At 54.5% G+C, this 15,881-nt stretch carries 12 protein-coding genes; 6 read left to right on the forward strand and 6 right to left on the reverse strand.

The window, feature by feature from the left end:
- On the forward strand, window positions 1–496 hold a 496-nt coding region (locus tag ACTH5D_RS08605), incomplete at its 5' end, for a TonB-dependent receptor domain-containing protein (protein ID WP_441670223.1).
- Between the two features lie 185 nt (window positions 497–681).
- Here ACTH5D_RS08605 and ACTH5D_RS08610 read toward each other — a convergent pair.
- From ACTH5D_RS08610 to ACTH5D_RS08620, 3 genes are all read right to left on the reverse strand, one after another.
- A complete protein-coding gene (locus tag ACTH5D_RS08610) occupies window positions 682–3,228 on the reverse strand; it encodes a glucose/quinate/shikimate family membrane-bound PQQ-dependent dehydrogenase (RefSeq protein ID WP_441670225.1) in 2,547 nt (848 codons plus the stop codon).
- 206 nt (window positions 3,229–3,434) lie between these two features.
- On the reverse strand, window positions 3,435–4,433 hold the full coding sequence (locus ACTH5D_RS08615; RefSeq protein WP_441670227.1) for an NADP-dependent oxidoreductase: 999 nt from the start codon (window positions 4,431–4,433) through the stop codon (window positions 3,435–3,437).
- Between the two features lie 259 nt (window positions 4,434–4,692).
- A complete protein-coding gene (locus ACTH5D_RS08620) occupies window positions 4,693–5,073 on the reverse strand; it encodes a septal ring lytic transglycosylase RlpA family protein (RefSeq protein ID WP_441670229.1) in 381 nt (126 codons plus the stop codon).
- Window positions 5,074–5,396: 323 nt separating this feature from the next.
- On the opposite strand from ACTH5D_RS08620, the gene ACTH5D_RS08625 reads away from it, so the two are divergent.
- Complete coding sequence (locus ACTH5D_RS08625) at window positions 5,397–6,842, forward strand: hypothetical protein (RefSeq protein WP_441670231.1); 1,446 nt, start codon at window positions 5,397–5,399, stop codon at window positions 6,840–6,842.
- Window positions 6,843–6,926: 84 nt separating this feature from the next.
- On the opposite strand, the gene ACTH5D_RS08630 is transcribed toward ACTH5D_RS08625, so the two are convergent.
- Window positions 6,927–7,805, reverse strand: coding sequence for a DMT family transporter (locus tag ACTH5D_RS08630; protein WP_441670233.1), 879 nt, complete (start codon window positions 7,803–7,805; stop codon window positions 6,927–6,929).
- A 101-nt stretch (window positions 7,806–7,906) separates the two neighbouring features.
- Between ACTH5D_RS08630 and ACTH5D_RS08635 the strand changes: the two genes are divergently transcribed.
- Window positions 7,907–8,779, forward strand: coding sequence for a LysR substrate-binding domain-containing protein (locus ACTH5D_RS08635; RefSeq protein ID WP_441670235.1), 873 nt, complete (start codon window positions 7,907–7,909; stop codon window positions 8,777–8,779).
- A 105-nt stretch (window positions 8,780–8,884) separates the two neighbouring features.
- Window positions 8,885–9,442, forward strand: a complete 558-nt coding sequence (locus ACTH5D_RS08640) for a cytochrome b (RefSeq protein ID WP_441670237.1) — start codon at window positions 8,885–8,887, stop codon at window positions 9,440–9,442.
- A gap of 106 nt (window positions 9,443–9,548) precedes the next feature.
- Here ACTH5D_RS08640 and pncB read toward each other — a convergent pair whose 3' ends face one another.
- Window positions 9,549–10,748, reverse strand: a complete 1,200-nt coding sequence (gene pncB / locus ACTH5D_RS08645; RefSeq protein WP_441670239.1) for a nicotinate phosphoribosyltransferase — start codon at window positions 10,746–10,748, stop codon at window positions 9,549–9,551.
- Window positions 10,749–11,013: 265 nt separating this feature from the next.
- On the opposite strand from pncB, the gene ACTH5D_RS08650 reads away from it, so the two are divergent.
- The gene (locus tag ACTH5D_RS08650; protein ID WP_441670241.1) at window positions 11,014–12,666 is read left to right on the forward strand and encodes a multidrug ABC transporter permease/ATP-binding protein; all 1,653 of its coding nucleotides are present in this window, start codon (window positions 11,014–11,016) and stop codon (window positions 12,664–12,666) included.
- 46 nt (window positions 12,667–12,712) lie between these two features.
- Here the strand turns inward: ACTH5D_RS08650 and fhuF are convergent, their stop codons facing one another.
- Entirely contained in the window at window positions 12,713–13,507 is a 795-nt protein-coding gene (gene fhuF, locus ACTH5D_RS08655) for a siderophore-iron reductase FhuF (protein ID WP_441670243.1), read from the reverse strand.
- A gap of 202 nt (window positions 13,508–13,709) precedes the next feature.
- Between fhuF and ACTH5D_RS08660 the strand changes: the two genes are divergently transcribed.
- A complete protein-coding gene (locus ACTH5D_RS08660; protein WP_441670245.1) occupies window positions 13,710–15,878 on the forward strand; it encodes a TonB-dependent receptor in 2,169 nt (722 codons plus the stop codon).
- Window positions 15,879–15,881: the final 3 nt, after the last annotated feature.

Genomic DNA, 15,881 nt, shown 5'->3' on the forward strand with positions numbered 1-15,881 from the left:
TGCTCGTACTTTCTACCAAAACGCGGGCGATACCGACCGTGATGGGATTGAGCTGGCGCTAGGTTGGCAGTTAGCTAGCCAGTGGCGATTGGACAGCGCCTTAACGCTGGCGCGCTACGAATTTGATGGTTTTGCAACGCCAACTGAGCGTTTTGATGGCAATCGTATTCCCGGTTTGCCCGAGCAAACATGGGTCAATCAGCTAAGTTGGCAAGGCCTTGATGAACGCTTTGCAACGCTTGAAACCCAGTACGTGGGCGATATGGTCGCAGACAACGCTAACGAAACGGAAGTTGATAGCTATTGGCTGGTCAATTTGCGGGTGGGGGATGGCTGGGCGCTGGGCAGCGACACCAGGCTGAATGCCTATGTCGGCATACGTAATCTACTTGATGAGGAGCATTTCGCTAACGTGCGCCTGAACGGCACCTTTGGACGTTTTTACGAGCCCGCGCCAGGACGCAGTGTGTATGGCGGAGTGGAAGTAAGGTTCTAGCCCTGCAATTGAGGTACTAATAAGCGCTGCGCTGAGAATGGCCTAGGCGCTTATTCTCCACTTACTATTCTCCACTTTCCATCAACAGAACGGGCGGCCCTTAGGCCGCCCGTTCTGTTTGTCGTTACCAATGCGAGCCGCTAAAAAAAGCGAAGCTGAGCATGGTTAACGTTTTACTTCGCGCATTATTCCGGTAGCGCGTAGCCAATGACATAGTCGCCCATTTTTGTACCAAAGGTGCCGTGGCCTCCCGCCGTAACGACCACATACTGACGCCCATCTGCGCCGGTATAGGTTATTGGGGTAGCCTGGCCGCCGGCAGGCAGACGCGCTTTATATAGCTCTTTGCCAGTGGTGATATCGTAACCACGCAGATACTGATCCAGCGTGCCGCTCAAGAATGACACTCCGCCCGCCGTGGTTAATGGGCCGCCAAGCGCAGGCACCCCTACCTTCAAGCCAATCGGTAGCCCGAACGGCATGCTGTCGCGTGTTGTGCCATTGCGGTGCTGCCAAACGACCTCTGCGTTTTGTAGATCAATCCCAGCCACGTTGCCCCACGAGGGTGCTTGGCAGGGAAGGCCTAATACGGAAAGCAGCGGGCCGAGCTCAACTGCGTAGGGCGCGCCTTCATTAGGCTGTAAGCCCTGTTCGCTGGCAGAGCCTTGAGCTTCCTCCACCTCGTCACGCGGGATCAGCGTGGACACAAACGCTAGGTATTTAGCTCCGGTGAACAGCGCTTGACGCTCAGGGTCAACCGCCACTCCGCCCCAATTCATCACACCCACATTGCCTGGATAGATAATGCTGCCTTCCAGCGAAGGCGGGGTGTATTGGCCTTCATAGCGCAATGAGTTGAATTGAATGCGGCACATCATTTGATCAAACGGTGACGCGCCCCACATGTCACGTTCGGTGAGTGGCGGCGGCAGTAGGTTCAGCGCCGATTGAGTCTGGGTTTCAGCCGTCCAATCACCTTCTACAGCGCCTTGAGGGACGGACACTTCTTCGATAGGAACAAGCGGCTCGCCGGTTTGGCGATTTAATATATACAGGCTGCCCTGCTTGGTTGGCTGGATGACCGCAGGCTGTGTGCCGTCGTTGGTGGCTAGATCTATCAGCACCGGCTGGGCGGGGGTATCCATATCCCATAAGTCATGGTGTACAAACTGATAAACCCATTCAACTTGGCCATCGTCCAGGTTGAGTGCTACTAAGCCTGCACTATAGGTTTCGTCATTTTCTGTACGGTCGGCGCCATACTGATCGGGGGTGGCATTGCCCATGGGCAGATAAACCAGGCCAAGCTCTTCGTCAACGCTGATCGGCGCCCATACGTTGGGTGAGTTGCGGGTGTAGGTTTCGCCTTCAGCCAATGGAACGGTGTCGTCTGGATTACCGCTATCCCAGTTCCATACCAGCTCGCCGGTGTGCACATCAAAGGCACGAATAACCCCAGATGGCTCATCGGTGGAGCTATTATCGGTGACATGACCACCCAGAATTATCAGGTTCTCGGTCACCGTGGCAGGGGAGGTCGAGTAGTAGCCGCCCGGTGCAAAATCGCCAATATTATTAGTCAGATCAATTTCGCCGTTATCGCCAAAGTTAGCACAGCGTTCGCCAGTATCGGCATTCAAGGCGATCAAGCGGGCATCTGCCGTTGGCAAGTAGAGTCTGCGTGGACACATGACATCCGTGGCGCTCAGCATTGCGGGAGTAGAGCTATCTTCTGTAGTGCCAAACATCAGCGACAGAAAAGAAAGATCCAGGCTGAAAATATCGTTGTTATCGAAGATATTAAAAGACATTGCCGTATCGCTTGCCGGTGCGCTGTCTGCCGCTACGTTAGTGGCGTCGTCGTCGTTAGGCGTGGCGTTAGAAGAGTAGTTGGCTGCATTGTAGTAGGCGAGGCCGCGGCAGGTCATGTGCGCCCAGCTGGAGAAGTCATCTGCCCCCTGGGTGCTAATTTCCGGGTCGAACTCCCAAAGGGTTTTGCCCGTTTCAGGAGAGAGTGCCATGGCACGGCTGTGCGAGGTGCAGATATACAGGCTGTCGTTCACTTTTAGCGGCGTATTCTGATTGGTAATTTCGGGTGGCGCATTAGAGCCCGCCTGGTCGCCGGTTTGAATGCGCCATACCTCTTTGAGCTCGCCAATGTTGTCAGGCGTTATCTGATTAAGCGAGGAGTAGTGAGTGCCAGCATTGGTGCCGCCGTAGGCAGGCCAGTCGTCACCTGCCACCTGGGCGGGGTTCACAATGTCGGCATCGGATGTGCTGCTTGTCGCTAGGGAGCCTTTGAGCGTGCCGGGATCACTGAACTGACTGGCGATGGCCACAATAATCGCCGCGCTAATGCTGGCCATCAGTGCCAAGCTGCCGCCGCGCGAATGGAGCGGCTTACGCCACCAGGGAAGCAGTAGCAAAATGCCTATTAAGCAGAGGATCGCGACCCGAGGAACCAACTGCCACCAGTCCAAGCCCACTTCCCAAAGTGCCCAGCCCAGGGTGGCTAAAAGTACCAGCGCGTAGAGCCAGAGAGCGGCGCCTCGGCGCAAGATGAATAAAATGCCGCACGCGATAATGCTCAATCCGGCGATTAAGTAGTAGGCGCTGCCGCCCAGGCTGATTAGCTTTCCGCCGCCAACGGCGAGAACCAAGCCCACTATCAATAAAACAAGGCCAGCGATGATAACTGGCCATTTGCAGTGGTCACGCGTGCTTTCTTTCATGAGATGTCCCCTTATGAAAACGTACTAACGTTGCTTGATTTAGATAGACAAGCAACATGCCAACAACGCGCTTTAACCCATCGGCGCTGTCGATGGGTTAAGACACACCTGCTGAGTGGCTATTTTAGTAATCAAGCCGCTATTGGTCTAACGGTTTGATTTTTTTCTGAGGGGAGCACGTTACCGCAACACCGCAGGCGAGCGAGTTATAGCTTAACCAGCATTTTGCCGATGTTGCCACCTTCAAACAGCGCAAGGAAGGCATCGGGCGCACTCTCTAGGCCTTCTTTGACGGTTTCTTTATAAGTCAGCTTGCCTGCCGCTACCTGAGGAGTCACTTCGTTTAGGAAGTACGGGTAGCTTGACCAGTGATCAGCAACGATAAAGCCCTGCAGCTTAGCTTTGCGAATCACCAGTTGAGAAAGGTTGCTGGGGCCGGGCGCTGGCGCTTCAGCGTTGTAACTATCGATCATGCCGCATACGGCGATGCGCGCACCTTCATTTAGCTGGCTGAGCGCTGCTTCAAGGCAGATGCCGCCCACGTTTTCGTAATACACGTCGATGCCGTTAGGGCTGGCAAGTTTGATCGCATCGCTTAATTCTTGCGCGGTCCGGTTTTGATAGCTGACAGGCTCAACGCCTAATGATTCAAGCCATGCGAGCTTATGAGCCGCGCCCGCAATGCCAACGACATGGCAGCCCTTTACTTTCGCTAGCTGAACGGCCAGCGAGCCAACCGCGCCGCTGGCGGCGCTCACTAAAACGTTGTCGCCCGGCTTGCATTCGGCTATCAGGTTGAGGCCGGTCCAGGCAGTCATGCCGGGCATTCCTAGAACACCTAGATATGCTTGTTCAGGCACATCATTTTCCGGTAAGGGCGTGAGTCCTTCTGCGGGAAGCTGAGCAATATCACGCCAACCACCCATGTGACTGACGTTATCACCGACCTTAAAGCGTGAATCGTGGGACTCGATGACCTCGCCAATCGCACCGCCTTCCATCGGTTTACCAATTTCAAATGGTTCGACATAGGTGCGCAAGCCACTCATGCGGCCACGCATGTAGGGGTCAACAGACAGCCAGTGATTGCGAATACGCACTTCGCCTTCGGCAAGGTCAGGTAACGTTTGTGTCTCAAGCGCGAACAGAGAGCGGTTGGGCAGGCCGTTGGGATAAACGGTAAGCGTGTAAAAGCGCGACTGCATAAATGTCTCCTGCGAATACGTTACATGATGAACATTACGCGTTGTACGACGCGTGCGGTGTTCCTTGTAGCATAGAGACCATTGGTCTGCTGGCAAGTTCGTCAATGTATGACAATGCGCATTTCGACACAGAACGCACAAAAAACAGGGCGATCCATTGCTGGTCGCCCTGTCTATATGCTGCTGTTACGATACTTCGTGTGCTGTCGCATTGATTAGGCTAAGGGGTATCACACACCAACCAAGAATGTGTTATCCGTTAATCCAACAGCGTTACCATCACCGGTGCCGTACCGCGTCGGAGCATGCCAAGCTTAACCGCCGCGCGTTTAGATAAGTCAATGATTCGCCCTTGCACAAACGGGCCGCGGTCATTGATCAACACTTCTACTGCTTGCCCAGTATCCGGGCGTGTCACCAGTACTTTCGTTCCAAAAGGCAGGCTTGGATGAGCCGCCGTTAATGCTTGTTGGTCAAAGGGTTCCCCACTAGCAGTGGTGGCTCCCTGAAAGCGGTCGCTATAAAACGATGCGATGCCTTCCTGTATTTCTGTTTCGTGTGCAAAGGCACTGTTGGCAGCGCTAAATGTTACGATCGCTGCCAAGCAAATCGTTCGAGTCAGTCTTTTTCTGGCTCCCATGGGAGTACCTCAGTTTTGCGTGTCACGAATTCCGCACTCTTGATGAGGTGCCTTATAGGCCCAATGATAGTACCCGTGTCGCTTAAGCTCGGCAAGCTTTAAGAAGATCGGTGCAATTAGGTTCATATTCGAGATTTTTATACTTGCCTTATGCGACCTTGAATTTCAGCCACTTACCAAATTGTGCAGGAACTGTGTCAATGATAGCGTGACTGAAATACAGTGTTTTTCATGAAACGCTCACTTGAATAGCGTAAGCACCTTATACTTACAGTTGCTGCATTAATTAATGATTGTCATTGCGACGTAATAGGAAATCATTCATGGCTAAATCTTCTTCTTTGGGTTTTGTACTTGTCGCTGTTGGCGGCGCTGTCGTTGGTTTTTTGGCCGCTCAAGTTATTCCTTTGCAGGGGTCGTCAACTGACACGACGCCCGTCGAAAACGTTAATGGGACTGACGGCAAACCTTCTGCGGCTATTGCTGGATTGGAAAGATTTAGGCTTAACGAGCGTATGAACGGTGAAATAACGTCGGCTAGCGAGCTCAACGGTAAAGATGGCAGCCGCTTTTTACGCTATGTCATGACGTTGGAAGCAGAAGATTTAGTCGAAATTTCACTGCGTGGCGCATTGCAGGGCGTAGTGGCTCTGTATGATGATCAGCTGCAGCTCCTGGCAAGTGCGCCAACGCTACGCCAGCGCATTGAGGAGAGCGGTGATTATGTAGTGGTTGTGAGCGGTGCTGATGCGCATAGCTACGGTCCGTTTAGTGTTAATGGTCGTACTATCGAGCTCAGTGATTCCGATACGCTAACCGTTGATGCGCCTATCGATAGTTGGCTCAATAACGAAGCCCGCGAATTTACCCTAACGATCGCAGAGGCCGGCATGTATCAAATAGATATGCGTGCCGATGACTTCGATGCCTATCTAGTGTTGGAAGGCCCCAACGGCTATCTGCGTGAAGATGACGATAGTGCTGGTGCTTTAAACGCACGCATTTCGGATTTTCTTGCCCCGGGTGATTACACGCTACGCGCACGCACTGCCTATGGCGATGGCAATGGCTTGTTCTCGCTAACGGCAGAGCCGCGTGAGCTGCCAGGCGATGGTGAGCTGCGCAATGATGGTCCTATTGCGCCCAATGAGTCCTTCAATGGCTGGTACAGCGGTCAAGATCTTAGCTATGAGCTAGAGATTGAAGAAGCCGGTATGTACCAGATTGAGATGAGCTCCAGCGAAGTTGATTCCTACCTGGTCTTAGAAGGCCCCAATGGCTACTACCGCGAAGATGACGATAGTGCAGGTAACCTGGATGCGCGCATTGCTGACTTTTTAGCCCCCGGCACCTATCAGTTAACGGCACGCACGGCCTATGGTTCCGACAGCGGTCTATTCACGCTTGCCGTTGAGCCGCGTGAATTGCCCGATGACGTTGAGTTGCAAAACGAAGGCGCGCTCACGCCTGGCGAGACGTTAAATGGCTGGTACAGCGGTGAGCCGCTTGCTTACGAGCTCACGCTCGAGGAAAGCTCACTGGTGACGATTGTCATGCGTTCTTCAGACTTTGATACCTTTTTAGAAATTAACGGCCCAGGCGTTGCTGCAAGTGACGATGATGGTGCAGGCGGTACCGATTCGCAGTTGCAGGAGCAACTGCTGCCGGGAACTTATACCGTGAGTGCACGCGGATATAGCACCGCAGGCAGCGGTTTGTTTGAACTGAACGTTGATGCTGAAGCTGCGGATATTGCGCCAGATATGTGATTTCCCCACGCTTTTGACGCAGTCAATAACGCCCTTGCCGCTGATCGCGACAAGGGCGTTTTCATTTGTCTTAACATACGGCCGCTAACGGCCTGCTTTGATGCAGCCAGCGACGACCAGTATCGCCGCCGCAGGCAGGCGCCAGTCAAGAACGCTCATTCCTGCCAAGACCAGCAGCAGGGCGGCTAAAATGGGCACGCCGTAAGCAAGGCTGCCTACCAAGCTGGTGTGCCCCCAGCGAAGGGCTTTATCCCAGGCCACCATCGCTATCCCGTACGGACCTAGCCCCAGCGCGATACCTGCCAAAAGTGCTTCGCCACTGGGTAGCGCAATGTGCCCTTCTAATAGCAGGCTAGCGCCTGCGGCGATAGCGCTAGCAACAAGCAGCAGCCTAGGTAATAGCGGCGTAAGTGCCACCGGCGCTGCCTGGCTCAACCATGAATAAATAGCCCAGCAAAAAGCCGCTAAAAGTGCCAAGGCGTAGCCAGTGGTAGCGCCACCTAGACCGCCACTGATCGCTTGAGGCACGAGTAGCAGTGCTGCACCTGAAAATGCAATCAGTGCGCCTAAAACCCCGGCTAAGCGTAAGCGGCCACAGCGACTCCACTGGGTGAGTAATACAAACAGCACAGGCCAGGTATAAGTAACCAGCGCCGCTTCAGCGGCAGGCGCTAAACGCATGCCAATAAAGTACGTGCTCACCGCACCCAAAATGAGCAACGGAACGCCTACCCAGATGCTGAACTGCCAGCCAACGCCGCTGGCCGCGACATTGACGCGACGGCTTAAGGGGAGCGTTGCTAGTGCCCCAGCTAATAGCGTTACCGCCGTTAGCTGCAGGGGTGGCGTGGCCTTGGCGAATTCAGCCAGCAGCGGCGCCGCACTCCAAAGCATCACGGCCACCAGCGCCGCGCCAATGCTGTACCAGCGTGGAAATATGACGGGGGCGTGAACGGGATGCATGTGCGATCTCCTTGATTTAAGCATGTGTAGAGCAGCATACTTATTGCCAATGCATCACAATATCAATCTTTATTGATAGTATTTATCAAGGTTTATGATATATGCGCGCACCGACGTTGGATCTCACCTTGCTGCGTACGCTAGTGACCATTTCTGATACCGGTAGCGTGACCGCCGCGGCTAAGCGCTTGGATTACACGCAGTCGACGGTCAGCATGCAGCTACAGCGATTAGAAGCGCAGTTAACGCTTACCCTTCATGAGCGAGAAGGGCGACGAATACGCTTTACATCGGAAGGCGAGCGTTTGCTTAGCCACGCGCGCCGCCTGTTGGCGCTTAACGACGAAGCGTGGAGCGACATGCAGGCGCGTCAAGTCACCGGTGATCTTACCCTGGGGATTCCTGAAGATTACGCGTCGTTATTGCCCTCCGTGTTTGCTTACTTTCATCAGCTTTATCCGTCAGTTGGCTTGCGGGTTATTTGTGGCACCAGCGCACTGCTTGTTGAGCAAGTTAAGGCCAAAGAGTTAGATTTGGCCTTAGTCACGCGCCAGCGCAACTCCCCCGGTGGCGATGTCATCCGTCGCGAGCCGTTGGTATGGGCGGTGGGCGTGAATCAGCAGCCGTTGCTCAGTGACCCACTGCCGCTGGCGCTCTATTCCCCTGGCGCTGATGTGTTTCGTGAAGTGGCCGAGCAGGCGCTGCAGGCGGCGGGGCGCAGTTGGCGAGTTGCCTATACCAGCCAGTCTATGGCGGGGTTAGCGCCTATCGTGACGGCTGGGCTTGCGGTGGTGGTGGTCACCCGCAGCATGCTGACACCATCCTTACGGCCCTTAGATGAGAGTAGCGGGCTGCCCGCGCTACCAATGATTGAGTTGGCACTTCACCGTGCGCCGCATCGCCCTTCGGAGCCGGCGCGTCGTTTAGGAGAGTTGATCCGCGAGCAGCTAGCCGCAGCTGAACAAGCGCTATGAGGTAAGTAACGTTTAGCGTTGAACGTGGCGCAATGCTTTAATCAGCGTGAGGAGGCGTTACTGACTAGAATGATAAGCAAATAAATTGGCGGTTAGGAGCATGGCATGCACGAACTGGATCACTATATTTACCCGCATCGGGTACTACACTGGCTAGTCGCTGGGGCACTACTACTCTCATTGGCCAGTGGCTTAACATTAGGTTTGGTAGGTTTTGACCGTATTCTCGACTTGATGGGGAGCGCGCTTACCAATTTGCTATATGCCAGCCATAAAACGCTCGGCGTGTTGATCTTGCTGCTTATGACGCTGCGCGTCATTACGCGCCTAGCCTTTGTGGTGCCGGACCATTCACCGTCGCTGAATGCCTTTGAGCGTATCGTCAGCACAAGCGTGCATCACTTGCTGTATTTGGCACTGATTATTATGCCGATAGTGGGCTGGGCCGCGACGGCAAGCGGAGGCTTTCCGGTGGAGTTTTTCAAGTGGCAGCTTCCAGGATTAATCGGCCGTCATGAGCAGCTATCCGAGCAGCTGTTTATATGGCATGGATGGCTAGCCTGGATCATTTTAGGGTTGGTGGTTCTGCACGTCGCGGGGGCGCTGTTCCATTGGCGAGTCAAGCGCGACAGCGTGATGACGCGGATGAGCCTGTTTGATTGAACAGGGCGAGCGTGCCGTTACGTTGCCGCCGGCTGAGCGGTAACGTAACGGCGTCAAAAGCGGGGGCGGGGCTACGTCTGGCCCTGCTCCTGCTTTTTCGTTGGCCTCAATGCTCTACCTGAAATACCCGCTTAAGATATTTGACGAAGCCTTGATCTCGTGATGACGTCTTGCCGGGCTCATCGGAGATCTTGGCCACCGGCTGGCCGTTGCAGGCCACCATCTTAATCACCATGTTCATCGGTTTTAGGCCGGGCACGTCGCAGGTAAGCGTAGTGCCAATCCCAAAGCTTGTTTTGATTCTGCCTTCCAATGTTGTCTTAAGCGCCATTGCCTTATCGAACGTTAGCGAATCGCTAAAGATCAGTGTCTTGCTGCGGGGATCGATGCCCAATGTTTTATAGTGCTGGATGCATTTTTCCGCGAAGTGCAGCGGGTCGCCGCTATCGTGGCGAAGTCCATCGAAAAGCTTGGCAAAATACAGATCGAAATCGCGCAGGAAGGCGTCCAGCGTGATGGTATCGGTGAGTGCGATACCAAGATGTCCGCGGTATTCCTGAACCCAGGCTTCCAGCGCCGCGCGCTGGCTATCGATGAGACGACTACCGAGCTGCTGATGTGCCATTACCCATTCGTGGGCCATCGTACCCATGGGGGCTAGCCCGTGGCGCCTGGCGATATCGACATTGCTGGTGCCCACGAAGTTGCCTGGGAATTCCTGGCTCAATACCGTGATGATGGCTTCCTGCACCGGCTGAGAAAGCCGACGGCGGGTGCCAAAGTCTGCAAGGTTCAGACCTGCCAACTGTTCGGAGGTGTAGTTGTCACGCAGTGTATCGAGCTTATAGCGCAGTTGATTCACCGCCTGCTCAATGGTGATATCAGGGTAGAGTACGCGGTTACGTACTTCACTGATAATCGCCAATAACACGATTTCGAACAGTATGCTGTGCGACCAGGGGCCGTCGATGATGATGCACAGCTCCTGCTCTTCCATAAACACGTCAACGTATTCGGGACGGAAACGAAACAGTTCTAGGAAGCGTATAAAGTCCGGCGTGAGATAGTTAATTGTGCTGAGATAAGCCGATTCCTCGACGCTGAGCTTGAGGGTGCCTAGCTGATCGATCTGATCGCGAATCTCGCTAAGGTACGGCGCCAAATCTTCTGAATTACGGCACCGGAATTCCCAGGTAACACTGGCATTGGGGTATTTGTGATGTACCCCCTGCATCATGGTGATCTTGTACCAGTCGGTATCCAACAGCGAGGTGATGATCGGCCCGTCGCGGTAAGTGGCTGTCATGAAACATTCCTAATGTAGCGCTGGTGCTGGGTAAACGGGGCCCTCACTGAGTGCATGGGGTCTCCTTGGTTATTTTAACGACTAGCTGAGGGTGTAGCCGTGGCGGTTATGCGCCTTTTATACACCGCTTTTATGCATTGCCCGTGATGAATGGGAATCATGCCATCCACCTAGTTTACAGGTAAGCGCGATTTGATGCCTTTATTGACATCGCCGGGCAGTACGTCAAACTGCAGCGCTCTTTATTTACAAGGTGAAAATTCCCATGGAGCTGGTGCGCTTAGTATTTCATCACTATCGCTGGCCATTTTTGGGCGCGATAGGTTTGAGCCTGTTAAGTGCCGGCTTAGGGGTGGGCATCATTGCGTTTATTAATCAGCGGCTGATTGAAGTAGGCAGTTTGGCCGCGTTGCCGCAATTTTTGGGCTTATTGGCATTATTACTCGCCATCACGCTGGCGACACAGCTGGCGTTGACCGTGCTTGGACATCACTTTGTCTTTGACCTGCGCTCACGCTTGGTGAAGCGTATCCTGGATAGCGATATCGAGCGCCTGGAGCAACTGGGCAATGCCACGCTGCTTGCCAGTTTATCGAGCGATGTGCGAAATATCACTATCGGATTTGTGCGCCTGCCAGAGCTGATTCAAGGGGTGGCCTTAACGCTGGCTTCAATCGCTTACCTGGCTTGGCTATCGCCGCAAATGGTGGTGATTACCGTGCTGTGGATAGCATTCACCATGGGGGTGGGCTGGGTGTTGGTGTCGCGGGTCTATCGCCATTTTCGCTTAGTGCGTGAAAGTGAAGACCGCTTATATAAAGACTATCAATCGGCGATTGAAGGGCGTAAAGAGCTTGCGCTCAACCGCGATCGTGCGCAGCGCTTTTTCAACGAAACCTATACTGCTAATGCCCGTGATTATCTCTATCACATTATTCGTGCCGATACCTATCATCTAAGCGCCGGCAACTGGTCCAATATTATGATGCTTGGGGCCATTGGCGTGGTTTTCTTTATGGCTAACGGGCTGGGCTGGGCAACGCCTGCCGTCGCCGCCACGTTTGCGCTAGCGCTGCTGTTTTTACGCACTCCCTTGATTCAAGCCATTGGCGCGTGGCCTACCTTGATTAGCGCGCAGGTGGCCTTTGATAAGCTGGCAAGTCTGGAGCTTGCCGATTACCAGCCAGGCTTTGGCGTCGACGATTCGCTGCACGACTGGCAACGGCTTGAGCTGGTCGACGTCAGCTATCACTACCCGGCCAGTGCACAGGGGGAGGGATTTCACGTAGGCCCTGTCAGCCTGACGCTGGAGCGCGGAGAGCAGGTATTTCTGATTGGGGGCAACGGTAGTGGTAAGTCGACGTTGGCGCGGCTATTAACGGGGCTCTATCGGCCCCAAAGTGGCCAAATAAAGGTGGACGGCCAGGTGCTAACGCCGTCTCAATGGCACGCCTTTCGAGCGCGTTTTGCAAGCGTGTTTACCGATTTTTATCAGTTTGATCAAGCCATGGGCCCGGGTGGTTTACCCGCTGATCCACAAACGGTGGCGACGTGGCTAGAGCGGCTGCAAATGCAGCATAAACTGCAGTGGGAGGGGGGGCGAGTCACCAATACGCAGCTGTCACAAGGACAGCGTAAGCGTTTGGCGCTGCTGCTCGCGATTGCTGAAAAGCGGGAAATCTTATTGTTAGATGAGTGGGCCGCCGATCAGGATCCGCAGTTTCGCCGTTTGTTCTATCGTGAGCTGTTGCCACATTTGCGCGATATGGGTATCACGGTGTTTGCTATCAGCCATGACGATAGCTATTTCGAACATGCCGACCGGCTGTTGGAAATGTCGAAGGGGCAATTAAGCGAGCTTAAAGGCGAGCAACGGGCGCTGGCTAGCGAAGACGCGGTGGCGCAAATTAATATCTAGATCGACTGGCCATCGCTTGCCGATTCTTCTGATAAAAGCCGCTCAGTTAGCAAGCAGTTTGCTTGGTTCGGGCACGCTTGCCTGCTTCCATATTGCAGGCTTCAAGCGGGCAGGTGCCGCAGGTGCCAAATTCATCCAGCAGGTAGCGCAGGCAACACAGCTTGCGCACCCGCTTTACCTCTTCGCTGCCATTAGGCTGAACGTAACGGACCGGTTGAAAGAGCGGATTGCGTTTACCGTTTGCCAAGGTACGTGTTGCTAGCAGGGCTTTGGCTGCTTCAAGGGCGCCTTCGTTGACGAGAGGATGCCCAGCCAACACATTGATGAAATGATCGATGTAGCTCCCTGCATTACTCCAAAATACCCGCGGTGCTGAGCCGGAAATGGCCGCTAGCTGTTCAATTAGCGGTGTCCAGTGCTGCTCGATTAGCCTCGCAAAGCGTTCATACGGGGCGTGGCTGGTTAATGGCGTGCCTTCGTGAGGCAGCCACAGCCGTGAGGTACAGCCCTTGTCGTTAAGGACGACCTGAACATCATTTAGTCCCACCGGCAGTTCACGATTAAGCAGCAGGTTGGCCACCAGCGTCGGCAGTGCCAGCGCGCTGAAATGCCATTTCGACCAAATAGAGACGACTGCTCGCAGGTCCCCACCTGGGTATTGCTCCGCCATGCGGGCGATATCTTCTTTCAGCCAATGGGTATCGCGCCAGCGGGCAGCGTTAAAGGCTTCCAGCGGGGGCGTGCCGCCAATAAGGGGTGGCGTAAAGTTGGCTAACGGCCCTGTGTAGCAGGCAGCTAATGAAGGTTCGAAGGTTTGTGGTTGACGCAGGGCAAGGGACATAAACGAACTCCAACACTGGGCGCTGGGTGAATAACAAGGCATTCACTTTAAACGGTAATGCATCTCAGTTGAATAGTGGGGCGTATGTTAAGTGCGTTTTAATATCAAATGAAAATAATTTTGTTTTGCTGTAGCATTTGCATCCCCGCTATATTTTTAGCACCCGCTGCTCGCTGTTTATCGATACTGAGGAACCCACTTCATGTCGCTGTCTTCCCCTTCCTGGCGCACGCTCACCTTTGTGTTACTGGGAGCGCTGCCGATGCCCACGATCGTTTGGGCGCAAGCATCTTCCGGCAATCATGCTTCGCTTGATACTGTCACGGTGATAGGGGAGGCGACCGCGCACGGTGATACGCCGTCGCCCGCGTTTGCCGGGGGGCAGGTGGCTACTGGGGCGCGCATTGGCGCCTGGGGGCAGCGTAATGCTGCCGATGTGCCGTTCAACGTCATTGGGTTTACCGCTGAGCTTATTGATAATCAGCAGGCGGACACGCTGGCCGATGTGCTTATTAACGATGCGTCGGTGCAAAGTGGTTATGGCTACGGTAACTATGCTGAGAAGTTTCAGATTCGTGGCTTTGAACTGGATGGCGAAGATATCTCTTACGGTGGGCTTTATGGCGTATTACCTCGCCAGGTAGTCGCGACGAATATTGCTGAGCGCGTCGAGCTGTTTAAAGGCGCCAATGCGTTTGCTAACGGCGTTTCACCTAGTGGCTCGGGTGTGGGTGGGGCGATCAATATTGAGCCAAAACGCGCTGCGGATGCGCCGCTGACGCGACTGACCACCGGGGTGACGGGCAGCGGCTATGTGGAAAGCGGCATAGACGTTGGGCGCCGCTTTGGTGATGAGAATCGATTTGGCGTGCGCGCTAACGTTGTGCGCGGTCGCGGCGATACCGCGATCAACGATGAAGAGCGACGGGCAACGTCTGCCGTGGTTGGGCTCGATTATCGCGGTGACCGTGGCCGCGCTTCGTTAGATATTGGCCATCAAACGCATAACGTCAACGGTGGCCGTTCGGTAGTCTATGCTGGCGCGGGGCTAACGACGGTTCCCAATGCACCCTCAGCGGATGCCAACTATTCCCCTGAGTGGGCGAATACCGATTTGCGCACCAATTTCGCGATGCTGCGTGGAGAGTACGACATCACCGGCAGTTGGACCGCGTACGCCGCTCTCGGTGGCAACAACACGCGCGAAAGCGGACTTTATGTATCGTCAACGGTAAACAATGCGCAAGGTGATTCAACCATTGGTCAGATGCGCGTGCCTTACCGTGCGGAAAGTGTCGGTGGCCAAGCGGGGCTGCGTGGAGCGTTTGACACCGGCGCGGTGAGTCACCAGCTGGATCTTGGCTATTCAAGCGTCTATCGCACGGCGCGCTCGGCCTATGAGCTAGCCTCACCCGGTCAGCCGTCCAATATCTACCGGCCGGCTGACATTGCCGTACGCGAGCCTGCGTTTGCGGGTGGAGATATGAACGACCCCAATTTACGTAGCCGGACGCGCAACAACGGCGTATCGCTGTCCGATACGTTGGGCTTTATGGATGATCGCCTGCTCTTCACGCTAGGCGCGCGCTACCAGGAGGTCGAGGTCACCAACTATGACTATGATGGTGACTTTGATACTCGCTTTAGCGATACGCGCCTTTCGCCCGTGTATGGCATCGTGGTGAAACCGACGGATAGATTATCGCTTTACGCCAATCATATTGAAGCGCTCCAGCCGGGCGACACTGCGCCAACAAGAGCGTTAAACGCGGGCCAGAGCATTGGCTTGGTCGAGGCCGAGCAAAACGAGGTGGGTGCTAAGCTGGATTTGGGGACTATCGGCGGGAGTTTGAGTCTGTTTGAAATCGAGCAGCCCAATGCCTTTATTAACGCTGAGACCGGCATTTTTGGCTATTACGGCGAGCAGCGTAATCGTGGCGTAGAGCTCAGTGTGTACGGCGAACCGGTGGAAGGCCTGCGTTTGCTAAGCAGTGCTATGTGGATTGATCCTGAGTTGGTTCGCACCGATGATGGCGCTAATCAAGGCAACGATGCGGTGGGCGTACCCAACTACCGCTTAGTGGTCGGCAGCGAGTGGGATATTCCTCAGGCGCCGGGCTGGACATTGAGTGGGCGCGCGGTACGTAACGGCAGTCAGTATCTAGACCCCGCGAACCAGCTTGAGGTCGACGCCTGGACCCGCTGGGATCTCGGCGTTCGCTACGCGATGCCGCTAAATACAAACACGCTCACCCTGCGTGCCAATATCGAAAACCTCACCGATGAAAACTACTGGGCCTCTGCGACCGGCGGTTATCTGACTCAAGGCGAGCCTCGTACGGTCAAACTATCTGCTGCATTAGACTTTTAATCT

The organism is Halomonas sp. (genome assembly GCF_052095695.1).
In the GTDB taxonomy this organism is placed as follows: domain Bacteria; phylum Pseudomonadota; class Gammaproteobacteria; order Pseudomonadales; family Halomonadaceae; genus Vreelandella.